We start from the raw sequence: 23,852 nt of genomic DNA, 5'->3' as shown, positions 1-23,852 counted from the left end.
TCCCCTCCACTGCCAATGACTTGCGCCAGCACGATGACAACCTTCCGGCTAGCCAACTGCTGCTTCAGCACAGTGCCGCTGCGTCACGCATACTATCATTTTGCGGGGCCTGACCTGCCCCAAGGGAGCGAAGGCTTACTTGCTGGCGACCGATTGATTGGGCAGCGCACAGCTCTGGGCGTTAAGAAAGCGCGATTTCTTCAGCCAGTCTTGCTGAGGATAATAGGCAAATACGTAACTGCCGCGTTGCAGCGTCTCGATCAGCTTGCCGGCAATTGCTGGACGAACGGCCGGGCAGCCCTGGCTGCGCCCCAGGCGCCCGAGACCCGGTACTACCTTGGGGTCGGCATACGCAGCAGCATGCATAACGATCGCCCGCGACATGCTGTTGTCGTTGAACCCCGGTTCCAGCCCCTGCAGGCGCAGCGAGCGGCCGTGCTTGCCACTGTAGGTCTGCCCGGTCTCATACAGGCCGATGGAGGACTGGAAGCTGTTAGGCGCATTGGAGAACGTGGTCGGCACATCCGCGCCGCTGTTCTTGCCATGGGCCACCCACTCCTCAAACAATAGTTTCCTGGCGCGCAGGTCGAACACCCACAGGCGTTTGTCACGCGAGGCTTTGGAATAATCGATCACCGTCAGCAGCTTGTCCGCGTTGCTATGACTCGCGCAGGTATAGGCGCTAAGTGCCAGTGCCAAGGTCGAGAGACTGGCGTTTGGCGCCAACTGCTGCAGCTCGGCCGCACTCGGCAGGGGTTGCGCATCAGCGGCATGCCCGGTGCTGAGAAAACACAGGCCAATACCGGCCACCGAAAGCCGTAAGGCTCCCCGCAATAATTGGAAAATCGACATGGAATACCCTGTGAAAAACTGGCTTTTCTTGCCTTGATTGCAGCCAAAATTGGCTACTTTGCTTGATTATCTCAGCAATGCCGATCACTTCTTGACCAATGGTTTGGATGCTTCACTGCCTTCGGTGCTGATCACCGTGAATTTTCCGTCGCTGCGGGTATCCCGGGTCGATGCCCAGTCCGTAATCACCAGCATCGTGCCAACGTCCATCGCCGCACGTAAATGGCGGCGGAACGCCGGGTTGATGTTCAATTGCCCCAGTTGTTCATAGGGCGTATTCCCGTACTCCGGGTTGCTCAGGCCCACCACTGACCAACGCAGGGGCAGCCCGTCATCGAGGGCAAGGGTGGATGGCTTTTGCAGCAGGGAATACACCGCCATGCCGCTACGATGCTGACGGCTTTCAAGCGAAAGTGCAGGTGCCGAACCGATCAGTTGCCCACCGCGATACACGTAGGCGCGCATATCGGCGCGGCTGATCAGGATCGACAGTGGCCCTGCCGTCGGGTCTGGGTCGTCCCAGAATTGCTGGTTGCTCAGCACCAGCGGGCCCTGGGCCTTGCCATCACTGACCGTCGGCGCCAGCACGCCGGGGTGGTAAACCTCCACCGGGGCACTGTTGGTATCGGAAACGATGACTGTGGTTGAGCTGAAACCGGTGACTTCATACAGCTTCTTTGCAAAATCCATCGGCAGTCGAACACATCCATGCGAGGCAGGGTACCCCGGTAGATGGCCAGCGTGCAGGGCGATGCCATCCCACGTCAGGCGCTCCATGTAGGGCATCGGTGCGCTGTTGTAGAGGCTGGACTTGTGCTCGACCTTCTTCTGCAAAATGCTGAATACCCCGGTGGGGGTTTCCCGGCCGGCCTTGCCGCTGCTGACGGTGCTGACGCCAATGGCGATGCCATTGCGATAGACGTAGGCTCGTTGCTCGGTAAGGCTGACCACAACGGTCACCGGCCCCACCGGCGAGACCTGCGGGTACCAGAGAAACTGGCCAGGCTTGAGGCTTTCAAGCTGGCTCCTGAGTGCGGCCGGCGTGGGCACCTGAAAGGGAGCCGCTTCGACCATGGCGGCGGCGAGCAACAGACTCAGCCCAAGCGGTACACGCAACATCCAATAGCCCCCATATATCCCTGCCCCCAGCTTAGTCGGAACATCATCCGCAAAGCCACCCGCTCAATACACCGGGTAAAAGCTGCCGGCCCGGCGCACGGCCAGCCGTGGTGCGAGTGGTAACAACCTTACCCAAAAAATGTGCACAAAATTCCCAATTACAGCCTTGGATCACCTGCTGACTATGCCGGATGAAGGCTATAAAGCAGTGGGAGCCACCGAACGCATGGGTTGGTACGAATCTTGTTTGTATACAAGACCAAAAATAAAAGTACACAACCATCATGGAGTTCCGATGGCGTCGATTTCACGTTCCGATGTTGACCAGCTCGATGCTCTCCCGGCCGATACGGCTGGGCCCAGTCAGCTGGCGTTGAGCCCGCGCCTGTACAGTGCCGACCTTGCCCCGACACGCGCGGCAAATCGCACTTGGGGGCGCTACAGCCTGTTTGCGCTGTGGACCAACGATGTGCATAACATCGCCAACTATTCCTTCGCCATCGGCCTCTTTGCCTTGGGCATGAGCGGCGCTCAGATCCTCGCCGCCTTCGCGCTCGGCGCGATGGTGATCTACGGCCTGATGAACCTGTCCGGCTACATGGGCCAGAAGACCGGCCTGCCCTACCCCGTGTTGTGCCGGATCAGCTTCGGCATTCATGGGGCGCAGATTCCGGCACTGATCCGTGCGGTGATCGCCATCGCCTGGTTCGGCATCCAGACCTACCTCGCCTCGGTCGTGCTGCGCGTGCTGCTGACCGCCATCGCTCCGGACCTCAAGGCCTACGACCAGAATTCGATCCTCGGCCTGTCGACCCTGGGCTGGCTCACCTTCCTTGGTATCTGGTGTGTGCAGGTGGCGATCTTCGCCTACGGCATGGAGATGGTGCGCCGCTTCGAGTCGATCACCGGGCCGATCATTCTGGTCGCGTTCGCCTGCCTGGCGGGGTGGATGTACTGGCGCAGTGGCCTGTCGATAGCCTGGTCCAGCGGCAACGCGCCAACCGGCTCCAGCCAGTGGCTGAAGGTGCTCGGCGCCGCTGCGTTGTGGGTTTCGCTGTATGGCACCATGATTCTCAACTTCTGCGACTTTACCCGTAACTGCCCGGATCGGCGCACCATCAGCGTGGGCAACTTCTGGGGCCTGCCGGTGAACATGCTCGGCTTCGCGCTGATCGCCGTGGTGCTGGCCGGTGCGCAGTTCAGCATTGACGGCAAGCTGGTGCAGGGCCCGACCGACATTGTCGCCGCCATCCCGAACACTGCCGGCCTGGTGCTGGCCTGCCTGGCCTTCCTGATCGTCACCGTGGCGGTGAACATCATGGCCAACTTCGTCGCGCCGGCCTACGTGCTCGCCAACCTGGCGCCGAACCTGCTGAACTTCCGCCGCGCTGGCTTGCTCAGTGCCGCAATCGCGGTAGTGATCCTGCCCTGGCACCTGTACAACAGCCCATCCGTGATCGTGTATTTCCTCGGCGGCCTGGGCGCCCTGCTCGGCCCACTGTACGGCATCATCGTCACCGACTATTACCTGGTACGTCGCAGCCGGGTGAACCTGCCGCAGTTGTATAGCGAAAGCACAGAAGCCGCCTATCACTACAGCGGCGGGGTCAACCTGCGCGCCGTGGCCGCCTTTATCCCGGCTTCGCTGATCGCCATCGTGCTGGCGCTTGTGCCGGCGTTCGAGACGCTGTCGCAGTTCTCCTGGTTCTTCGGTGCAGGCCTGGGCGCGTTGATCCACTACGCCATCGCCAATCGCAGCATCAAGCACCTGGAAGTTTGCGGCGAAAGCATTGCGGTAGAGAGCGCGCAGCACTGACCGGCGCATTTTTGAATCGGCGCATTTCGCCGGTCACGATGGACCAGCCCTCAGCTCCGCTGAATAGTCCTGAAACCAAGGCCAGCGGCATGCCGCCCCTTCTCATGGGTATCCTGTGTTGCGGGTCGGCCGTTCACGGGCCTTTATCGCCTGTCGGCGCAAGGCCTGGATGATGAGCTCATCAGCCAGGCCGGCCAGCGACCTGGCGGCACGGCTGACAGTAACCAGCAAGCGTCGCCCAGCCGATTGGCGCAGGCTTGCAACGCCTCATCGAGCCGCGTGAACGGCTCACCCGCGCAGATCTCCCAATCCCAGCGCCAGTGCGCAGGGTTTCACTTTACCGAGCTGAAGCAGCGTCGCATGCCGTGCTGACGGTGTTCGCCCAGAGCATGATGGGTACCGTTGAATCCACCTAACCTGCCACCTGGCCAAAGGGGTAATCCTTGAAAATCAAGTACCCGATCCCATGGGAGCACCGCACATGCTTATCGACTTCAGACCCGCTCATGCCTCGGATGCGCAAGATATTGCGCGCTTCTTTCAACTGACATCGGAGGGCATGGCCGATTACATATGGAGCAAGCTTGCAACACCTGGAGAAGCATTGCTGAGTGTCGGCACGTCTCGCTATGCCAGGGAACAGGGCGACTTTTCCTACAAGAACTGCCTGATGGCCATTTTCGAAGGGCGCGTCATCGGCATGATGCATAGCTATGCTTTGCGCGAGACCCCTGACAGGCCTGTCGAGACCGACCCGGTCCTCGCGCCGTATTCCGACATGGAGATACCCGACACCTTATACATATCCAGCTTGGCCCTGGATGAAGCCTGGCGCAGCCAAGGGCTGGGCGTCCAGTTTCTTCGCCACGCTCAGCAACGCGCTGAGGACGCTGGCCTTGATGGGCTATGCCTGATTGATTATGCCGAAAACCACGGTGCACGCCGCTTCTACGAACGTCACGGTTTTCAAATTGTTAAAACCTGCCAGATCGTTCCGCACCCGATGCTGAACGTAACCGGTGAAGCCTATTTGATGTATCGCCCTACCCACAACGTGCTCGAGAAAAAACCATGAACAAGAAGCTGACCGTATTCCGCGAACTGGATATCCAACCGGTGCGCGACCTTCCCTTTTTCGAAGCGGTCGTGGAAGGCACGCCTCATACGCTGACGTCCAAGTATTACCACGATGAACAACAAGGTCGCATTTCCGGAGAATGGGAAGCCAGCACCGGCGCGTGGCGCATCGACTACAAAGTTTGGGAGTTCTGCCATGTCCTGAGTGGATGCTGCGTCATCGAACTTGAGGGTTGCGCCCCCATCACACTGGCCGCTGGCGACACGTTCATTATCGAACCGGGTGCCAAGGGCAAATGGACCGTACTGGAAGACATGAAAAAGAACTTTGTGATCCTCTTGCCCGCGAACTAGGCATGGGGTGGCGGTTCATCGAGCGCAGCGCAAGGCCGCTTTGCATGCTTGCCTGCTGGCCGCGCTCGAATGTTCTTCGGCAGGCCACAGCAGCCCTCTACCTCATGGCTGCGCTGTCGCGCATACAACCAGGCGTTCGGCGAAGCAACCTATCAACCGAGACTTACATAGCCCTCTTCCGTCCACTCCAAGGTGCCAGGGAACCTCGCTATGAAGCGCGTGCCGTCCTCAGGCGTAGAGGTTACCGATAGCGTCCCGTTGTGACCCGCTACGATCTGAGATGCGATATACAAACCGAGCCCCAGCCCCTCCCCGCGACCCCCTGCCGCCCTTTTGAACGGCTGGAACAGTAGCGGTAACAAAACGTCGGGGATTTCTGGGCCATGGTTCATCACTGACAGCACTATATGATTTTCTTGCATGCTTGCGCTCACGTCTATCGGACGATCACGCGCCCCATGAGCAACGGCATTGCCCAACAGGTTTGAAAGCAATTGCCCCATTCTCCCAGCATCACAGAACACCCCAGGTGAAATGACCACCTCTTGACGGATTGTGACGTTGGGATGACTCGTCATGATTTCATTGATGACGGCAGTAAAAACGTCACCCAGGTTATCCACTAAAGTCCGTTTGACCGGAATGCCTCCCCCCAACTTTGCTCGAGAAAAATCCAGGACATCCTCAATCAAGTGATTCATCCGCTGCGAGCTTTGTCGTATTGCAATGGCAAGCTGCTGCTCGCGACCGGCGGGAAGCTTGGCCTCCAGTAGATCAGCGCTCATTCTGATAGCGCTCAGTGGCGAACGAAGGTCATGCCCCAGTACGGCAATGAACTGCTCACGGACAATGCCGGTCTCGGCTGCATTGGCCAGTTCAATCGTTTTGGCCTCAAGGTCCGCCAAAACGTCGAGTTGAACAGCTATCAACTGGGCGAAAAGCGTTAGTGTTTTGCACACCGCATCTTCATCAAAACGTGCTGGAACCTCATCAATAGCACAGAGCGTTCCGAAAAAATCCCCGTTTGTCCTGATGATAGGTATGGAGACATAGCTTTCTAAGCCGTATGTCCTAGGGGTGTGGTGGGCTGAATACACCGGGTGCTCACTGGCATGCTTGAATATGACGGGTTTGTGGTGCTGACGAATTTCGTGGCAAATCGTCGTTTCCAGCACCAACTCGCCGCCCGGCATGAGCCCAAAATCAATAGAATCATCGACGGCGCAAGCCACCCATTTCGTCTCGGTGACACGCGCAATTGCCGCAAAGCGCATGCCGGTGACATGCTTAACCATATTGAGAATAAGCGGGACGGCCTCGACCTTGGCAATCGTACTGATGTCATGTGAAAGGTCAGACGGATAAGGCATCAAGTCGCCGATTGTTTAAATGGTAAATTGGCATTAAAGCGTATGCTCCAGCGTTTGACAACGAACCCGTGCAGGGTATGCGGCCGTCAATCCGGGCATGTGGTTTCGATCAATACAGGTGGCTGACGGGCAGTTCCAGTTATGGGGAAGGCGTTGGTCAAGTCAGGTGATTTGAGCGTTCCGAAGGGATGCTCCACCGTCTGCCGGCGAACCTTCATCTTTCCTGGGTTGTGCTCCAATCGGATCTGCACGGCTTCGACTGTAATAGCCTCGGCTTCAATGTCCTTGAGCTTCGTCATCTGCTGTTTCAGTTTTTCTATTTTTTCGCTCAGCCGTTCAGCCTTTGCCCCGGCGACCTCGAGCGCTGCCCGATCCGCCGAACCCATCGCCGCAAGAGAGCGGTCAATGCTCTGCTCGATCTGCTGCATGCGCGCCTTGATCTTGCCCTGGGTAAAGTTGCGGTCGCGGTTATTTACGGCTTTGAATTTGCTGCCGTCGATGGCAATGATCGACTGGGATAACAGATTGAGGTTGCGGCAAAGCACTACGAATTGCCGGCAGACGCTGCGAATGGCTTTGCCGTTGTCTCGGCGAAAGCCGGTAATCGTTTTGGATTCAGGAACCAACCGGCCCGTTAACCACATCAGCTCGACATTGCGCTCTGCTTCGCGCTCAAGCCGGCGGCTGGACTGAATCCGGTTGAGGTAGCCATAGATGCAGATTTTCAGCAGGACTGCTGGATGGTAGGCCGGACGACCCGTTGCCGCAGGATCGACACCCTCGAACCCGCGTGCTCCAAGGTCGAGTTCATCGACAAAAACGTCGACTACCCGAACTGGGTGTTTTTTGGTGATGTAGTCGTCCAGGCACTCCGGCAGCAACGTAACTTGTGTCCGAGACTCACCTTCAGTGAATCGCTTCATGATCGTCCCCGCCACGATCTCGACGATCAAAAGGTTGGACAATTGCAGGCGTTTTCACACAGCCGGGGTCGTAAGCTGCCACACGCGGACGGCAGCTATCGACCCATAGCTGCCCTCCGCGAAAGGCAGCTACCGGCCAATAGCGGCCGCTCTGGAATGGCAGGAAACGACCGATAACGGCCTTCGATACGCGACTTTCACCCGCCAGCGGCTCGATTGTAAGAATATGGCGGAGAGCTGCAAAACCGCCTACGCTTATAGAATGATTCCTCGAACGCCTTGCCCATCTGGTGGTATAGAACCGAGAGATCTGACTTCCTTTGACCGTCCGCTTAACACCCACCCGGACCAACCCGCGCCTATCGCCAGCAACTGCCCCCTGAGTCCGGTCCACACGACCAGCAGTACGGCGCAACGGGTAAAAGCCAGACCCAGCCCCCCCACCGCCGTTCAAAAGCGACCGATGCCGCAGCACCTCTGGAAACGGGGGCGCTGTTCACGTTCTGCCATGAGGTCAATCCGTATGTATCGGCCGAGCACGATTCCTTACCAGAAGCATCGAGGGTTCAGCCGAACCTTCACTCAGGGGCATTTGAGCCTTGGATTATTCTTTCCCATGGAGGCGTTCGACGGGGACACTCCGAGCATGCTCAACCAGGTCACACTGGCTAAACAAGCCGAGGCGCTGGGCTTCTGCGCGCTCTGGTTTCGCGACGTGCCGCTTCGCGACCCTGGCTTCGGCGATGTCGGCCAAGTCTTCGACCCCTGGGTTTACCTGGGTTATATGGCCGCCCATACCTCGGAGATTGCACTTGGCACCGCCTCCATCGCCATCCCGCTGCACCATCCCCTGCACACGGCCAAGGCGTCAGCCAGCGTAGATCAGTTGAGCACTGGTCGCTTGATTCTGGGGGTTGCTTCGGGAGATCGGCCAGTGGAGTTTTCGGCGTTTGGCGTCGATCCAGAAAGGCGTGGAGAGATCTTTCGAGAACACTACGAAGTGATTCGCCGCGCCCACAGCACCAGTTTTGAGCCCATCCACTGGAGCACTGGTGAAATGCAAGGCGCAGACCTGATTCCGAAACCGACCACCCAATTCATTCCAATGCTCGTGACCGGCAACAGTCGCCAGTCACTGGATTGGATCGCGCGTGAGAGCAACGGATGGATCAACTATCCACGCATTCCGAACATGCAGCGGCTGGTCGTGGAAGATTGGCGACTGGAGGTCACGAAACAATGTGGTTCTGTGTATAAGCCCTTTACTCAGTCGCTGTACATCGATCTCGATGAGAATCCGTCAACGCCACCCACACGTATCCATTTGGGGTTCAGACTTGGACGTTACCATCTACGTTTTTTGCTGGAGTCGCTTGAGGAAATCGGCGTGGACCACGTCATTCTCAATCTCAAATACGGCAAGCGCCCTGCGGTGGAAGTTATTGAGGAATTGGGTACGCACATCGTTGCGCAGTTCGGAGTGCAGCCGCGTCAGGCAGCTCATTGAAAATCGGTCACTGCTACGCCGACGAATGCTCACTTGACGAAACCATAAGGTGTCACGGCGCGGATGACCTCCGGTTCTATATCAATGATGGAGATCTTCGCGCCATGAGCGACCGGTGCCCGGCAAACAATCTACCCTACCCAGCCTAAACCCGTGATGAGCACGTTGCCTTGCAGATTCTGTGCGGCTTCCACGCCGTCCCTGGACACGATTTGCGCGCGTATCCTTTCACTTATACCGAGCGCGCAAGCATGGCATGAACCCTGGACACGGCACTTTAGCCATGACATTTATCTTCAATACAAGTGTTTTGATTGATCACCGCCCGGAACAGCAGCAGGCCCAAGCTATCCTGATTTTCACAAAATACATCGTGGGCCTCCCAGTACTGACTGGAGCTTCCTATTGGGTTTGCTTAGCCGGGTAGCTTGGCCGCAAGGACGTCAACCTTCTCGATTGATGGCGGTTCGGCAAATAGCTCGGCAGCGTTTGCCATAAGCGCCGCCGCGACCTTGCCCGAAAGATGAGCCTGCCGGCCCGCTTCATCCGGGAATGCGTCAAAGATGCCAAAGGTGGACGGCCCCAAGCGGATTCCAAACCAGGCTGTAGTGGCTGGCTCCTCCTCCACTAACGGAAGGCCACCCAAAAGAAAGCTCTCTACATCCTTTTCTTTCCCGGGTTTTGCTTCTAGGCGAACGAACAACGCTACTTTGACCATGATGTGGCTCCTGTTGTTACGATGCGGCTGGCGCTATCAGATCGCGATAGCTAAGAGGGGCATCCGAGACTCTTAACTATGGTCGACGATACCAGGATTACAAACCCAAATAGACCAAGGGTAGCGGCGAGTAGCGCACGAGCAGTGAGAACGACGTAGTGGGCAGCATGTAACCGCAAGTCAGCCACTTGCTCACTTGGTCCCACCCTCTGGTCTGATAATGATGATTCAACGATATCTGAAATTTAGAAAAACATAAGAGATCATGGTTGCTGTCAGGCCGACCAATATGTACTCGACGCGGGGTAAAAACACGACTAACCCGCCCAAAGAAAACACTATCAACGTGTTTTGTAGGATGTATTTCCTTATTCTACTCACGGCTATGAAATAGCCATATTGCTTACCTAGGAAAAACAAGGCCATGCCGGTGATCGACATAATCTGGAAATCGCGTATCGCAATGTCGTTCAGGATCGCATGCCTAATCAAATTTGCCAGAAGTGCCAGCCCCATAAAAAGAAAAAGGTGCGAGTAGATTAAGGCGTGTCCACTCATACTGCTTTGATGTTTGTTCAGCAAGTAAAAACTATCAAAATAGATCCACCAGATACTGCAAATCATGATGAATCCGGTGATGGCTGCCATCACATTATAATAACCCCATTGAATGTTAGATAAGCCTCCGGAAAGGCTAATAATTGACTCCCCCAATAAGATTAGGGTGAGTAGGCCTATGCGCTCAACCAAGTGCTCTGTGTGTGCTGGCAACGGTTTTAGTTTAGTCCAGAAAAACACAGGAAACAGAATATCAAGAATAATCCCAATATAAGCAACAAGGTAACGCAAGGGCGGGTCAAAAATAACGGATGAAAGGCTAATAACTGCGCTAACTAATAGGGCGAAGCCAAGCCTTGAGGAAAGTTCGCCGCGAGAATCGAGTTTACTAATGGATGAAATATACATAACACTGATGATTGCACGTATACCAAAATAGCAGGCAATAATGAGCGGGTAGTTCACTTCCAAGTCTTCCCCGATCCGTGCCGATAGCACAATGAGCAGGAGCATTATGAATAATGTTGCCAAACGGTGAAGATTGCTGTCTGTATCGAACCTGTTGGAGTAAATCGTGTGACTGGACCAGATCCACCACAGCGGCACAAAAAGCAGTAAGAATGTCCATAATTGCTTATGTTCAAAGTGCCCATCATGAACATGTCCGAGAGTGTGCGTAACTTGGCCTATCGTAACAACGAAAGTCAGGTCAAAAAACAACTCCAACCATGTGGCGTGTCGATTTTCTTCATAATACTTCAAAGATTTCATTAGTTGCCGGCTCCGTGCCCACCTCTTTAATGTAAAAGGAAGCTAACGTTGGTTTTTCCTCGGCTCCGATGTGGGTGATGCCAAGCCGATTTGGCTCTCTAGCGATTTCGTCCACGCACTAACAAAAGCTCAATCATCTGACTCATCCCGATGAACTCTGGAACTCCGTCATAGCGAAGCCCGTCAATGTAAAACGCTGGGGTGCCATTCACGCCGCTGCGTACACCGCCATTGAAATCGGCTTGTATTTTGGGAATGTAAGTATCCTCTTGCATTGCAAGATCGAATTCCTCCCTGGAAAGGCCGTGTTTGAGAACGATGGCGCGATACAGCGGCAGGCCCAATCGATCCTGATTTTCGTACAATTCGTCGTGGGCCTCCCAGAAGAATCCTCGACTCCCGGCATACTCAGCGGTGACCGCTGCACCCAATGCATGGGGGTGAGCGGTGGTCAGAGGGAAGTTACGGAACACAAACAGCAAGTCATCGCGAAAATGCTGTTGCAGATTCTTGACCATCCAATAAGCTTCACCGCAATAGGGACATTCATAGTCGCCAAATTCGACCAAGGTGACCTTGGCATGCGCACTTCCCTGGCGATGGTCGTTGGCACTTACCGGGACTTTGAGAGTGGCCATCTAATCACCTGTTAATTTTTGGTTGGCGTGCTTTGTGGCGAATTCGCCAAAGCATCCAGCGCATCCAGAATACCGTCCGCACCAGGGTTGATTGCCATCGGGGAGACGTAGCTCCAGGCAACCACCCCGTCCTTGTCAATCACGAACAGCGCACGCTTACAAACCCCGAGCTGGGACTGGTACGCTCCATACTGTCGTGCCACAGCCCCTTTGGGCTCGAAATCGGCCAGCAGGCTGAAGTGAAAATTCCGATCTTTGGCAAAGGCCTGATGACACCAGGCGCTGTCAACCGAGATACCCAGTAGCGCCGCACCGTATTCTCTGAATGTGGGTAGCAACTGGTTGTACAAAGTCAGTTGGTCACCGCACACCGAAGTCCAGTCAGCGGGATAAAACGCCAATATCACGGGATTTCCCTTTAGCTCACGCAGCGACAACTGTTGATCAGGGGTTGCGTGAAGAGTGAAGTCGGGCGCGACAGTGCCGGCCGGCAGCGGCCCCTGAACCAGGTCGCCATTGGTTTTTTGTGCATCATCGAACTCTAAAGTATTCATTGCTTGAACCTTGATAGATGGGTGGTTGGGACGTGCTCAGTGGGATGCGACGTGCCCGGTGGGATAACTCCATCCACCATCAAGGGGTTCAAAAAAAGACAACGCTGCCTCGATCTCAGCCTGAGCCTGAGTGATTTCGGCAGCGAAACGTTCACGTTCCGCATCAAGGAACACAAGAAGATCCGCCGTGTAATCGCGGAATTGGATTAGGCCAGGTTGGCAGGGGAATGGTCAGATTCGCTCTGGCTCACCAATGACTATAGTCGTTGATGACGCTTACCGTAGTAGCTGAACGATTTTTCGCTACCCTCCAGTGCCAACAACACTCACGCGCTTATCTTGCTGCCATTTCAGGCGGCGTTTTAACACGATGATTTTGGCAGCTATTTCGCCACTTCAGACAAATTTACATCTGCTTTCTGGACGACAACTGCTACCCCTTACGACAAGCAGAAATCGACCAGAGGCAGACACTGAAACCGCCTTCAGGTCTACAGAGTGAAGGTTGATATGGGAAATGCTCTGGACAAACGAGTCGTTGTCATTAGTGCCGGCATCGTGGGCGCTTCGCTGGCGTAACACCTGGCTGATAAAGGCGCGAATATCACCTTGGTTGAGGCTGAAGGTATCGCGTCGGGAGTGTTTGGAGATTCACTCGCATGGAGCAACATCCTATACGGATAACGTGACCCCATTGCAGCACTGCGCGGAGCAGCAGTCAAAGATGCGGCTCGCGCAGCGATGGTGCTGTACCTAACGAATAGTCGAGATCGGTCTTCGGGAAGCTGAGCGGCAGACTTTGCGAATATTGTCACTGACCGCTTTTGGCCGTTAGCTGCCCTCCGCCAAGGGCAGCTATGGGTCGAAAGCGGTCGTGCGCGACCGGCAGCTGCCGCCCCCTAGCGGACCATCACCGTCGCCTGTTATCCCCCTCAAGCAACGCCGCGATAATGAACGGCCCCTTCTTTTCCAGATATTCAGCCATACCGCCGGTATTGGTGGCTTCCAGCTCAATCTTTAGGTCTTGATATCGCTGCCGAAGTAAGCTGTCGTTCCTGAGCAGATCTCTGAACGTCAGCATCTGGATGACTGATTGATGGCCACACCTGCAAATGTGGATCTTGTGGGTTCGCACCTCGCCAACATTGCGGCGGTAGAAATGGTGCCCTTGCGACAGGTCACTGCCGCGTACATACCCCAGCGTCAGCAGAACCTCGTCCCGCGCTGCCTCATTGCGATGCTCCGAAACCTCGATCAGCACATCGATTTCAGGCTTGGCTGCAAGTTGCGGGACAGCTGTGCTGCCTACATGGTGCATGGCGACAAGCTCATCGCCGAATGCCAAGGCGAGCAGCAGTTTGTCCGCTTCGTACCGTTGCGGCCATGCGGGGTTGTGGGTCGTGATCTTGCTGGTCAGCGCCATGGGCCATCCTTGGGCAGGTAAGAACGTTCTAATGCGCCGTTTCGGCAGGCGCCCGCCGCCATCTAATGACCTTGCACAACCCCATCAGGCTGCGTGCCCATGCTTGCGAGAAAAATCTCGGTCTCCCGATTGGACCGCAGGCAGACCACGCGACACCCCGACGGCACCGTCGCCACGAATCGCTTCATTGCCTTGCGAGACGAGGTTTTCGTCCGCCACATGAACCTGAAAAACTCCGGCAGGGTGGCCAGCAGTTCCGGGCAGTCATCCGGCAAGTCTGGCCGGGACCGACCGCGGTTCAGCATCGTTCTGAGGAGCACGCGCCAGAATCGAAGCGGCGCCGAGCGATCGATCCATATCACCATGTCAGCGCGGGCCAGGCGGTTGCTCCATGTGGCCGAATGGCCGCCTTCGAAGATCCAGCGCTCACGAGCCTCGACCTCGTGGCATAGACGCGTCTTCTCGTCCCGGCTCCGCTCCACCCAGCCTGGCTGCCAATGAATCGTGTCGATATGCACGACCGGCAAGCCCGTGCGCTCGCCCAGCTTGCGCGCCAGGGTACTTTTCCCAGAACCCGGCTGACCAATGATCATCACCCGTTGCATTGAAGCTCCCTCTCGCCATGCTTGTTGAAATTGGGGCGCGCGATTCTACGGCAATGGGCGATGCGGTCAACTGCACCGCCCTGGTCAGCTGACAGGTTGAATGACGCGCCCTCATCTGCAAGGAAGCGCCGGTCGCCATACGCTTCAGAGCCCCGTCTGCTCTTTCTTGGGGGCAGCCCACTTTGTGGGAGCGGGTTCAGCCGCGAACACCTGCACAGCCGGTGCCATCCACCGCACCGCCTGCTTTGCGGGTAAACCCGCAGCCACAGGTATTGCCAGTCCTCACGCTCACAAACAATAATAAGAGCAATTCCTATTTGAGATAGCCTCCATGTCGGCCGACTCGTCTGTTTCTGCCTCCGTCGGCACGCTCTACGTCGAACACAGCCCTTGGCTGCTCGGCTGGTTGCGCAAGCGTATGGGCAACCACTGCGATGCTGCGGACCTGGTGCAGGATACGTTCCTCAAGGTACTCAAGGCGCGTACCGCCGATGAGATCCGCGCCCCCCGGCACTACCTGTCGAAGGTGGCCAAAGGCTTGATGATCGACCTGTATCGCCGTCGCTCGTTGGAGCAGGCTTACCTCGAAGCACTGGCCGCTTTGCCTGAGACCCACGTGCCCAGCTCCGAAGCCCAGGTGATGATGTTCGAAACCCTGATCGAGCTCGACCGCATGCTCGCCGGCCTCGGCGCCAAGGTGCGCGAGGTGTTCGTGCTGGCGCAACTCGAGGGCCTGCCCCGCGCCAGGCCGTTCGCGAGGCGGCACGCTGGTATGCGCAGTTGTCCACCCAGTCGGCCAGCACAGAGGAGCAAGCGCGCTGGCAGGGCTGGTACGACAGCGACCCGCTGCACCGTGAGGCGTGGCAGAGGATGCTGGCGGTCAGCGACCGCTTTGCCGGCTTGCCTGGGCGCCTCGCCGCTTCGACCTTGCTCGGCGCAGGGCAGGCCCGCCGCCAGGTATTGTATGGGCTGGCCGTGCTGTTGGGTGGTGGTGTGCTCGGTGGTGTCGGCTGGCGCAGCGAAACCCGGCAGGTCTGGGCCGCCGACTATCGTACGGGTGTCGGTGATCAGCGCACGGTGCAACTCGCCGATGGCAGTCGGATGCTGATGGACACCGACACGGCGGTGGACGCGTTTTTCGATGGCCAGCAACGGCGTTTGCTGTTGCGGCGCGGCCAGGTGCTGATCACCACTGCACGCGATCACGCTGCCCGGCCGTTCATGGTCGACACCCGCGATGGCCGTGTGTTCGCCCTAGGCACGCAGTTTCAGGTCAGTGTCGACGACCACCGCAGCGAAGTGGCCGTGCTGGAGAAAGCTGTCGAGGTTTCTGTCGGCAGGTTTTACGAAATGCGCCTGGTAGCCGGCCAGCGCGCAACGTTCAACGCCCAGGGCATTGGCCCGCTGCGTGCCAATGACGCCAGCGTCGCTGCCTGGGCGCAAGGCAGCGTCGTGGCCATCGACACCCCGCTGGTTGAGCTGTTGGCGGATTTGTCGCGCTACCGGCCCGGCTTGTTGAGCTGCGACCCTGGCGTAGCGCGCATGAAGATCTCCGGCGCGTTCCCGATCGCCGACACCGACCTGGCGCTGACCGCGCTGGAAAGTGCATTCCCGCTCAAGGTGCATCGGCGCACGCGTTACTGGGTGACCGTGTTGCCAGGCAGCTGACCGCCGCACGCGGAAAAAAATGTTCGCCACCTTGCACTTTGCTGGCAGCTCGTTCGGCTTTTCCTCCCACATGTTCAATCGAATGTTCCTGGGGAGGGAAACATGAGCAACATGCGACAGTCGCATCCAGCATTGGCATTGGCCGTACACCTGGCTTTGGGCGCAATGTACATGGCAGGGGGCAATGCCGTTGCCGCATCGGTGGCCCAGGAGCAAACCCGCAGCTACGATATTGCACCGGGTTCGCTGACCGAAACCTGGGGTCAATTCGCCAGCGCCGCGGGCGTTACACTGTCGTTCGACGGTGCCAGTACCGAGGGCCGCCGCTCCGCTGGGCTCAGGGGCAGCTACAGCGTCGCGGGCGGTTTTGCCACGCTGCTTGCTGGTAGCAACCTGCAGGCAGTGCGCCAGGCCAACGGCATCTATTTGCTGGTTGACGGTGGCGATGGCGCGGTGGTGCTGGGGGCCACCAGCATCACCGGGCAGGCTCTTGGCAGTACCACCGAAGGCACTGGTTCATACACCTCCAGCGCCATGCAGAGCGCCACCAAGCTGCCTTTGTCCATACGCGAAACGCCGCAGTCGGTAACGGTCATCACCCGGCAACGGATGGACGACCAGGCCATGCGCAGCCTCGATGACGTGGTGCAGGCCACCCCCGGCCTGCGGATGTCGGCAGCACGCCCAGCCAACAGCGAGTATTTCTCGCGTGGCTTTCCCGTCACCAACCTGATGTTCGACGGCTTGCCGACAACCTACAACGCCGACTGGGTCGCCGCAGCCGATATGGCCCCGTATGACCGGGTCGAAATCGTGCGCGGTGCCACGGGCATGATGCAGGGTGCAGGCAACCCGTCGGCGGCGATCAACATGGTGCGCAAACGGCCCACCCAGCAGTTCCAGGGCAGCGTCACAGGTTCCGCCGGCAGTTGGGACAACTACCGCGGCGAGCTGGACCTCAGTGGCCCGCTCAGTGACAGCGCCAGCGTGCGCGGGCGTTTCGTGGGCGCCTACCACGACAAGGACAGCTACCAGGACTACGCGGGTCGCGAGCGTGGCCTGTTCTATGGCATCACCGAGTTCGACCTGACCGACAGCACCACCCTGAGCCTGGGTGCCTCCAACCAGAACGACAATAACAACATCAACTGGGGTGGCCTGCCGGTCAACCGTGATGGCAGCCACGTCGGTTACTCCCGCTCCACTAACGTTGGTTACGACTGGAGCTATCAGGACATCGACAACACCACGGCTTTCGCCGAGCTCGACCACAGCTTTGGCAACGACTGGCGCCTGCACCTGGCCGCTTCCAAGAGCTGGTCGGACTTTGCCATGCAAGGGGCGGTGTTCGAGCGCACCGGCACGCCGGCTGCAGAAGTTCTCCGCCAGCGGGTGTTCAACCAGCGGCGTGACTATGACCAGTCCACCTACGATGTGTACGCCAGTGGCCCGTTCAAGTTGCTCGAGCGCCAGCATGAGCTGGTGGTCGGTGCCAGCAAGCGTGAAGTCAAGACCAGCGCCCACGGCGGTACCGTGTTCCTGCCGGTCGACGATCTGTTCAGCGTCAACCCAAGTGGTGTGAGCAAGCCTTCTGTGGCCGACATCTACACCCTCAGCGAGCACGTCGAGCAGGAAGGGGTTTATGCCACCACCCGGATCAACCTGGCCGACCCGCTCAAGCTGATCGTTGGCGCGCGTTTGGACTGGTATGACAACCAGTCGGTGTACAGCGAGATCAATGATGGCTACTACACCAATGCCGACTACAAGGTAACCCGTAACGTTACCCGTTACGCCGGCGTGATCTACGACCTCGATGACCATCACTCGGTCTACGCAAGCTACACCGATATCTTCATGCCCCAGTCGGAACTGGCCCGAGATGCCTCGATCATCCGCCCGATCGAAGGCAAGAACTACGAAATAGGTATCAAGGGTGAGTACTTCGACGGCGCGCTCAATGCCAGCGTGGCTGTCTTCCAGATCGATCAGGAAAATCGCGCGGCGGAAACTACCGACCAGGCCGGTTGCACCAACTTTACCTGCTACGAAGCCTCCGGCAAGGTGCGTACCCAGGGTATCGACCTGGAGTTGATGGGGGCATTGACCCCGAACTGGCAGGTGGGCGCTGGCTACACCTACTCGCAGACCCAATACCGCAAGGACGCCGACAAAACCAAAGAGGGCACGAAGTTCGACACCGACCTGCCCGAACACCTGTTCAAGCTCAGCACCACCTACACCTTGCCGGGCGAGTTGCACAAATGGCGTGTCGGCGGCAACGTCTATGCCCAGAGCAGCATCTTCAACAAAGGTTCCAATGCGTTCGGCAATTATCACATCGACCAAGGTGCTTACGCGGTATACGGGTTGATGGTGGGCTACAAGGTTAGCGAGAAGCTCGACACGCGGTTGAACGTGAACAACGTGTTTGACAAGAAGTACTACCAGGGAATCGCCAGCAACAACACCTGGAGCCCGTACGACGTCTATGGTGATCTGCGTAACTTCACTGTCACTGCCCGGTACAGCTTCTGAAATAGACGCGACAATAGATGCACGACTGGCATGCCTGGTTCACGCCTGCCAGTTACAGCGCCCCGAGCAACCTGACGGCGTCGGTGACCTGGAAGTACTGTGCTGGCCTCTGGCTTTCGCAGGGGTGTCACCAGCTTTCAGGCCAGCACTGTACCAGTGGGAGCCGGGCTTGTCGGCGATGGGGCGCGAAGCGGCCCCGATGCAGATGGTGCCCGCTCAGGGTTGAAGTCAGCCGATCGCAGACTGCTATCGACCCGAAGCTGCCCTTTGCGGAGAACAGCTGTCGGTACAAACAGATACCCGTTCCCTCTAGCTCTTAGATGACTTTACCTGCCTGGGGTTTCGGGCAACGACCTTGCATAGGTATAGGGGGTATGCCTATCATAGGCGTAGATAGGTATAGGGGGTATCCCATGGGTCATATCGCAGCAAACAAAGACGATCTTCTCAAGCGCGTAAAACGCATCGCCGGGCAAATCCAAGCCGTTGAACGGGCATTGGAATCAGACCACGATTGCGCCAAAACACTTCACCTTGTTGCCGCTACTCGCGGAGCCATCAATGGCTTGATGGAGGAAATCATCGAGGACCATGCACGGGAGCATGTCGCTAACCCAGCACTCAGCGAAGAAGAGCGTAGCAAGGGTGTCGAAGAGCTACTGGAAGCCATCCGACGCTACTCCAAGTGAACACGTCCATGAACAGCATCAACATCAACCACACACACGACCACATGTTCCTTGGCTCGGCCCACGACGAAAATGCCAAGCGTACGCTTTGGGTTGTGGCCCTGACTGTTGTGATGATGATTGGCGAGATCACCGCCGGCTATCTCACAGGCTCGATGGCGTTGCTCGCCGACGGCTTTCACATGGCAACCCACGCCGGGGCGCTGGGCATCGCCGCAGTCGCTTACGGATACGCAAGACGTCATGCATCCAGCCAGCGCTACAGTTTCGGCACCGGCAAGGTTGGTGACCTGGGCGGGTTCGCTTCGGCACTGATTCTCGGCCTGGTCGCCCTGGGCATCGGAGTTGAGTCTGTCATGCGCCTCTTGCAGCCAACAGATGTTCAGTTCGGTACTGCTACGCTCATCGCAGTTGTCGGCCTGGTCGTCAACCTCGTCAGTGCGCTGTTGCTGGGTCACGGGCACAGTCATGGGCACGATCATGATGATCACGGCCATGCCCATCACGGCCATGACAACAACCTGAAGTCGGCCTACGTCCATGTCATCGCTGACGCACTCACTTCGGTGCTGGCCATAATTGCACTGCTCGCCGGGCGATATCTCGGCTGGGTGTGGCTGGACCCGGCCATGGGCATCGTAGGCGCCATTGTCATCGCACGTTGGGCCTGGAGCTTGATGGGGATTACAGCTGGGGTACTGCTGGACCAGACAGATATGCACGTTGCCGAGGAAATTCGCGAACTGGTTGAGAAGCCGGGAGATGCCTCCATTACGGACCTGCACGTCTGGCGGGTTGGGCCACAAGCCCATGCTGCCATCGTCAGCGTCCTTGGCGACGCCACTGCGAACGCCGACAGCATTCGTGAGCGGCTCAAACCTGTTCACGAAGTCAGTCACCTCACAGTAGAGTTTCGACTATCAGATGGCAGCCGGTAAATCGCCTGATTTACTCTCGCGCAACTAAGATTACTGACAATCGCGGCCTGAAAAATGGCTGCCGTGCAAAGGGCGCATGTAAGCTTGAAGTGGTTAAGAAAGCTCACGGATAGATACTTCCCGGGCCGGACGTGACCGTCCGTGAGCGGCAGATATGGGTCGAATCGCGACGGTCATTCCTCGACCGTCGCTGGACGCTGTCAGACCTCCGTCTGCTCTGCCATCTCCAATGCGTCATCGACTTCAATGCCCAGGTATCGCACCGTGCTTTCAAGCTTTGTATGGCCGAGCAGGAGCTGAACTGCTCTCAGGTTCTTTGTCCTGCAATAGATCAGCGATGCCTTTGTACGTCTCATCGTGTGGGTGCCGTACCTAGCAGGATCTAGCCCAATAGACTTTATCCACGCTTTGACGATTCGGGCGTACTGCCGGTTGGAGAGATGCGCTGAGGCGTGTAGCCGGCTTGGGAAAAGACAATCCTCGCTGTGGAGTTGGGCTTGATGTATCCAGGCCTGTAGGGCCAGCCGCGTTTGCTCTGTAATTTCAAACTGTACGGGACGTTGGGTTTTCTGCTGAATCACTATCGCCCGCGATGACACGTGCTCCCCATGAGCAACGTCGCGTACGCGAAGCTTGGTCAGATCGCAGGCTCGTAGCTTGGCTATCGATGGCCAGATCGAAAAGGGCTAAATCACGAGTTTCCTCCGCGATTTGGAGCCTTACCCGAATGGCCCAGATATCTTTCAGTCGGAGCGGAGCTTTCTGCCCGACCAATTTTGCTTTGTTCCAAGGCTGATGGTTGCTGGTCGTAATGGCGTTCATGGCTTGTCCTCCATGTGAGGTAGGACAAGGATGGTCAACCCAATCCAGAGGCGCTAACCGGCCCGTTGCGGACATTCACCAGAGGCTACAATACAGCCCCAAACCACCAGCAACTGCCTGCCCTAACCAAACGTAGGCTCATGAAAAGGAAGTCAGGCACATGGACGTACGTTGCACCTCTCTGGACGAAGTCCGCCAAGGGATCGATGAAATCGACCGCAACCTTGTTTCGCTTCTCGCCAAACGGGGCCGGCTTGTGACCCAAGCGGCTGCCTTCAAGAAAACCACCGATGATGTGCGTGCGCCTGCTCGGGTCGAGCAAGTGATAAGAAAGGTTCGTGAAATGGCTGCCGAGAATGGTGCCTCGGCTGAGGTCGTAGAGCAGGTCTACCGGGCAATGATTTCGGCCTTCATCACTGAAGAACTGGCCACCCATGCGAAGCTGGCCAACGATCCTTCAGTTTCTTGATGACAACGCGGGGCTCATTCGAAGCTCCGCCGCTTTCCCCGAGCCAGAGCAGATAGCCGGCAGAGCTTGATCACCGAGAAAGCGGCCACCGCGGTTTGCATAACAAGGCGCAACCCTAACGAAGCGGCTGCGACGTGGAACAGAATGCCCGCGCCTGACGCCATGCCGGATTATTTTTCAGCATTTTCAAGGGTCGATAGCGGCCAACGGCACCCTTTTACATCCGCTGAACGGAGCGGCCTGGCGACTCAAGTTGCTTGGCCACTTTCATCGCCAATTCGACAAAGGCCCTGGCTGCTGCCGTTTGGTAAACCCCTTTTCGTTGCATCAGAACAGCAGTACGTTGCAGGCGCTGCGGGTCTAGCTCGATAGCGACCAGCTGCTCGTGAGCCTGGGCGATGGTGGCCGGCAACAAGGTCGAGAGCGTGGTCCTGCTGACCACTTCGATAAGCGCACTGATGGTATTGGCTTCCACTTGTACGTGAGGGCGAATGTTGTGTTGGCGGCAGTAGCTGTCGATCTGCTCACGCGTGGCGAATTCGGCGCTCAAGAGTATCAACGATTCTGAGTTCAACGCCTCCAGGCCAATACTGCCCGTCGTGGCTAGAGGATGATGCTTGCCGACCACCAGCGCGAGGGTTTCGACCAGTAGCGCTTGGGCCTCCAGGTCCAGATGATGGCCGTTGTCGAACGCAATGCCCACATCAACCTCGTCGGCCAACAACAGTTCTTCCATCGCCTCTTGAGCGATCTCACGCACCACCAGCGTGATGTTCGGGTACCGCCCATAGAACGCTTCAACCAGCGGGCCAACGAGGTAGCTGGTGAATGTTGGTGTTACCCCCACCCGAAGTGACCCGCGACTCAGATCGCCGAGGTCATCAATCGCTCGTTTTGCTTCCTGCAGTTCCTGCGCAGCTCGCTTGGCATAACGCAGGTAAACCTCGCCGGCATCCGTCAAGCGCGTGGTCCGGCCAGAGCGATCGAACAACAGTGTGCCAAGGCTCTCTTCCAGCTGCCGGACCTGCTGCGACAAGGCCGGCTGAGACACATGCAAGGCCGCTGCGGCGCGCGTGAAACTGCGGTGATTTGCCACTGCGATGAAGTACTGGATGTGCCGGGCAAGCATGAACGCACCTATAAGATTATCTGATGGACTAGATCATAAATCAGACTTTTACCTTATCGAAGGGGCTGCGTAACCTTTGCTTCAACACATCGCGTCATTCAAGGAGTCAACCATGAAAGACATCATCGACGGGTTTCTGAAGTTCCAGAAAGAGGCCTACCCCGAGCGCGTCAAACTGTTCAAGGATTTGGCCAGCCAGCAAAGCCCACGTGCACTGTTCATCTCATGCTCCGACAGCCGCCTGGTGCCCGAGCTGGTCACCCAGCGCGAACCCGGAGACCTGTTCGTCATCCGCAATGCAGGCAACATCGTGCCGTCCTACGGCCCCGAGCCTGGAGGTGTATCGGCCTCGGTCGAATACGCCGTGGCGGCCTTGCAGATTTCTGACATCGTCATCTGCGGCCACTCCGACTGCGGTGCCATGACGGCCATCGCCACCTGCAAATGCCTGGACCACATGCCCGCAGTGGCCGGTTGGCTGCGCTACGCCGACTCGGCCCGCGTGGTAAACGAAGCCCGCAACCATTTCGGCCCGCAGGCCAAGGTCGAAGCCATGGTGCGCGAAAACGTGATCGCCCAGCTTGCCAACATCCAGACCCACCCCTCGGTGCGCCTGGCCCTGGAAGAAGGCCGCGTGACATTGCATGGCTGGATCTACGACATCGAAAGCGGGCTGATCGAGGCCTTCGATGGCAGTACCGGCACCTTCGTATCCCTCGCCCACAACCCCGAAGTACACGCCGTTTCCCATCAACCCAAGCGTGTTGCCTGAACATCTTTCAACCAAGGAGAAACACCATGATCCAATCGCAAATCAACCAGAACGCCCGCCTTGCCCTGAGCGAAGTCATCCTTCTGGCCAAAGCCCGCAAAGACCTGTCGTTCTCCCAGATCACCGAGGGTACCGGCTTGTCCGAAGCGTTCGTCACCGCTGCACTGTTGGGCCAGCACCCGCTGCCAGCGAGCGCTGCCCAGGTGGTGGGCGACAAGCTCGGCCTCGACGCGGACGCCATCGCACTGCTGCAGACAGTGCCACTGCGCGGCAGCATTCAAAACGGTATCCCGACCGACCCCACCATCTACCGCTTTTACGAGATGTTGCAAGTGTACGGCACCACCTTGAAGGCGCTTGTTCATGAAAAGTTCGGCGACGGCATCATCAGTGCCATCAATTTCAAGCTGGACATCAAGAAAGTCGAAGACCCCGAGGGTGGCTCGCGCGCGGTAATCACCCTGGATGGCAAATACCTGCCCACCAAACCGTTCTGATTTGGCTGACACATGGGTTCGGCCGCAATTTTGCGGCCGAACCAC

At 57.6% G+C, this 23,852-nt stretch carries 21 protein-coding genes and 6 pseudogenes; 13 read left to right on the top strand and 14 right to left on the bottom strand.

Annotated elements, in window-relative coordinates:
- Positions 1-135: 135 nt before the first annotated feature.
- The gene (locus ACK1VC_RS20815) at positions 136-852 is read right to left on the bottom strand and encodes a murein L,D-transpeptidase catalytic domain family protein (protein WP_016485765.1); all 717 of its coding nucleotides are present in this window, start codon (positions 850-852) and stop codon (positions 136-138) included.
- Between the two features lie 84 nt (positions 853-936).
- Positions 937-1,971 (bottom strand): L,D-transpeptidase, encoded by a 1,035-nt coding sequence (locus ACK1VC_RS20810; RefSeq protein ID WP_016485764.1) that lies wholly within the window; start codon positions 1,969-1,971, stop codon positions 937-939.
- A gap of 226 nt (positions 1,972-2,197) precedes the next feature.
- Between ACK1VC_RS20810 and ACK1VC_RS20805 the strand changes: the two genes are divergently transcribed.
- The 3 genes from ACK1VC_RS20805 to ACK1VC_RS20795 all read left to right on the top strand — a co-directional run bounded on the left by ACK1VC_RS20805 (position 2,198) and on the right by ACK1VC_RS20795 (position 5,218).
- Positions 2,198-3,787, top strand: a complete 1,590-nt coding sequence (locus ACK1VC_RS20805) for an NCS1 family nucleobase:cation symporter-1 (RefSeq protein ID WP_371262310.1) — start codon at positions 2,198-2,200, stop codon at positions 3,785-3,787.
- A 481-nt stretch (positions 3,788-4,268) separates the two neighbouring features.
- Entirely contained in the window at positions 4,269-4,862 is a 594-nt protein-coding gene (locus ACK1VC_RS20800; protein WP_023047147.1) for a GNAT family N-acetyltransferase, read from the top strand.
- Positions 4,859-5,218: a cupin domain-containing protein gene (locus ACK1VC_RS20795; protein WP_023047148.1), complete on the top strand. Its 360-nt coding sequence runs from the start codon at positions 4,859-4,861 to the stop codon at positions 5,216-5,218. Before ACK1VC_RS20800 ends, ACK1VC_RS20795 begins: the two co-directional genes overlap by 4 nt.
- A 152-nt stretch (positions 5,219-5,370) precedes the next feature.
- Here ACK1VC_RS20795 and ACK1VC_RS20790 read toward each other — a convergent pair whose 3' ends face one another.
- Together ACK1VC_RS20790 and ACK1VC_RS20785 are read right to left on the bottom strand one after the other, a co-directional pair.
- On the bottom strand, positions 5,371-6,588 hold the full coding sequence (locus ACK1VC_RS20790) for a GAF domain-containing sensor histidine kinase (RefSeq protein ID WP_191087441.1): 1,218 nt from the start codon (positions 6,586-6,588) through the stop codon (positions 5,371-5,373).
- 236 nt (positions 6,589-6,824) lie between these two features.
- Positions 6,825-7,511, bottom strand: a pseudogene (locus ACK1VC_RS20785) (transposase); the annotation flags it as partial.
- A 523-nt stretch (positions 7,512-8,034) separates the two neighbouring features.
- On the opposite strand from ACK1VC_RS20785, the gene ACK1VC_RS20780 reads away from it, so the two are divergent.
- On the top strand, positions 8,035-9,018 hold the full coding sequence (locus tag ACK1VC_RS20780; RefSeq protein ID WP_019751022.1) for an LLM class oxidoreductase: 984 nt from the start codon (positions 8,035-8,037) through the stop codon (positions 9,016-9,018).
- A gap of 38 nt (positions 9,019-9,056) precedes the next feature.
- On the opposite strand, the pseudogene ACK1VC_RS20775 reads toward ACK1VC_RS20780, so the two are convergent.
- From ACK1VC_RS20775 to ACK1VC_RS20755, 5 genes and pseudogenes are all read right to left on the bottom strand, one after another.
- Positions 9,057-9,239 (bottom strand): annotated as a pseudogene (locus ACK1VC_RS20775) (monovalent cation:proton antiporter-2 (CPA2) family protein); the annotation flags it as partial.
- Positions 9,240-9,433: 194 nt separating this feature from the next.
- Positions 9,434-9,736, bottom strand: a complete 303-nt coding sequence (locus tag ACK1VC_RS20770) for a putative quinol monooxygenase (protein WP_023047152.1) — start codon at positions 9,734-9,736, stop codon at positions 9,434-9,436.
- 228 nt (positions 9,737-9,964) lie between these two features.
- The gene (locus ACK1VC_RS20765) at positions 9,965-11,065 is read right to left on the bottom strand and encodes a low temperature requirement protein A (RefSeq protein ID WP_023047153.1); all 1,101 of its coding nucleotides are present in this window, start codon (positions 11,063-11,065) and stop codon (positions 9,965-9,967) included.
- A gap of 98 nt (positions 11,066-11,163) precedes the next feature.
- Positions 11,164-11,703: a DsbA family protein gene (locus ACK1VC_RS20760; protein ID WP_070086726.1), complete on the bottom strand. Its 540-nt coding sequence runs from the start codon at positions 11,701-11,703 to the stop codon at positions 11,164-11,166.
- Positions 11,704-11,714: 11 nt separating this feature from the next.
- Positions 11,715-12,257, bottom strand: coding sequence for a redoxin domain-containing protein (locus ACK1VC_RS20755; RefSeq protein ID WP_019751018.1), 543 nt, complete (start codon positions 12,255-12,257; stop codon positions 11,715-11,717).
- A gap of 510 nt (positions 12,258-12,767) precedes the next feature.
- Here ACK1VC_RS20755 and ACK1VC_RS20750 point away from each other — a divergent pair.
- Positions 12,768-12,938 (top strand): annotated as a pseudogene (locus ACK1VC_RS20750) (FAD-dependent oxidoreductase); the annotation flags it as partial.
- A 229-nt stretch (positions 12,939-13,167) separates the two neighbouring features.
- Here the strand turns inward: ACK1VC_RS20750 and ACK1VC_RS20745 are convergent.
- Both ACK1VC_RS20745 and ACK1VC_RS20740 read right to left on the bottom strand, forming a co-directional pair.
- Positions 13,168-13,680, bottom strand: a complete 513-nt coding sequence (locus ACK1VC_RS20745; protein WP_023047155.1) for a GrpB family protein — start codon at positions 13,678-13,680, stop codon at positions 13,168-13,170.
- 62 nt (positions 13,681-13,742) lie between these two features.
- A complete protein-coding gene (locus ACK1VC_RS20740) occupies positions 13,743-14,285 on the bottom strand; it encodes an AAA family ATPase (protein WP_023047156.1) in 543 nt (180 codons plus the stop codon).
- A gap of 331 nt (positions 14,286-14,616) precedes the next feature.
- Here ACK1VC_RS20740 and ACK1VC_RS20735 point away from each other — a divergent pair.
- The 5 genes and pseudogenes from ACK1VC_RS20735 to dmeF form a co-directional block, all read left to right on the top strand.
- Positions 14,617-14,964: pseudogene (locus ACK1VC_RS20735) on the top strand (sigma-70 family RNA polymerase sigma factor); the annotation flags it as partial.
- A 101-nt stretch (positions 14,965-15,065) separates the two neighbouring features.
- Positions 15,066-15,953: a FecR domain-containing protein gene (locus ACK1VC_RS20730; protein ID WP_060518352.1), complete on the top strand. Its 888-nt coding sequence runs from the start codon at positions 15,066-15,068 to the stop codon at positions 15,951-15,953.
- Positions 15,954-16,055: 102 nt separating this feature from the next.
- Positions 16,056-18,491, top strand: coding sequence for a TonB-dependent siderophore receptor (locus ACK1VC_RS20725; protein WP_420029785.1), 2,436 nt, complete (start codon positions 16,056-16,058; stop codon positions 18,489-18,491).
- Between the two features lie 413 nt (positions 18,492-18,904).
- A complete protein-coding gene (locus ACK1VC_RS20720) occupies positions 18,905-19,180 on the top strand; it encodes a metal/formaldehyde-sensitive transcriptional repressor (protein WP_031311694.1) in 276 nt (91 codons plus the stop codon).
- A gap of 8 nt (positions 19,181-19,188) precedes the next feature.
- Entirely contained in the window at positions 19,189-20,118 is a 930-nt protein-coding gene (gene dmeF, locus ACK1VC_RS20715; RefSeq protein WP_095116869.1) for a CDF family Co(II)/Ni(II) efflux transporter DmeF, read from the top strand.
- A 200-nt stretch (positions 20,119-20,318) separates the two neighbouring features.
- Here dmeF and ACK1VC_RS20710 read toward each other — a convergent pair.
- Positions 20,319-20,940, bottom strand: a pseudogene (locus ACK1VC_RS20710) (tyrosine-type recombinase/integrase).
- Positions 20,941-21,100: 160 nt separating this feature from the next.
- On the opposite strand from ACK1VC_RS20710, the gene ACK1VC_RS20705 reads away from it, so the two are divergent.
- The gene (locus ACK1VC_RS20705) at positions 21,101-21,409 is read left to right on the top strand and encodes a chorismate mutase (protein ID WP_023047163.1); all 309 of its coding nucleotides are present in this window, start codon (positions 21,101-21,103) and stop codon (positions 21,407-21,409) included.
- A 37-nt stretch (positions 21,410-21,446) separates the two neighbouring features.
- Here the strand turns inward: ACK1VC_RS20705 and ACK1VC_RS20700 are convergent.
- Together ACK1VC_RS20700 and cynR are read right to left on the bottom strand one after the other, a co-directional pair.
- A pseudogene (locus tag ACK1VC_RS20700) lies at positions 21,447-21,579 on the bottom strand (LysE family translocator); the annotation flags it as partial.
- Between the two features lie 47 nt (positions 21,580-21,626).
- Positions 21,627-22,538: a transcriptional regulator CynR gene (gene cynR / locus ACK1VC_RS20695; protein WP_023047164.1), complete on the bottom strand. Its 912-nt coding sequence runs from the start codon at positions 22,536-22,538 to the stop codon at positions 21,627-21,629.
- Positions 22,539-22,650: 112 nt separating this feature from the next.
- Here cynR and ACK1VC_RS20690 point away from each other — a divergent pair, with 112 nt between their 5' ends.
- Positions 22,651-23,310 (top strand): carbonic anhydrase, encoded by a 660-nt coding sequence (locus ACK1VC_RS20690; protein ID WP_060518358.1) that lies wholly within the window; start codon positions 22,651-22,653, stop codon positions 23,308-23,310.
- Between the two features lie 26 nt (positions 23,311-23,336).
- A complete protein-coding gene (gene cynS, locus ACK1VC_RS20685) occupies positions 23,337-23,807 on the top strand; it encodes a cyanase (RefSeq protein ID WP_023047166.1) in 471 nt (156 codons plus the stop codon).
- Positions 23,808-23,852 lie beyond the last annotated feature (45 nt).

It is taken from the genome of Pseudomonas sp. XP2, from assembly GCF_053557975.1.
Note: the sequence above shows the minus strand (reverse complement) of the source record. Positions and strands in the feature narration are given on the sequence as shown.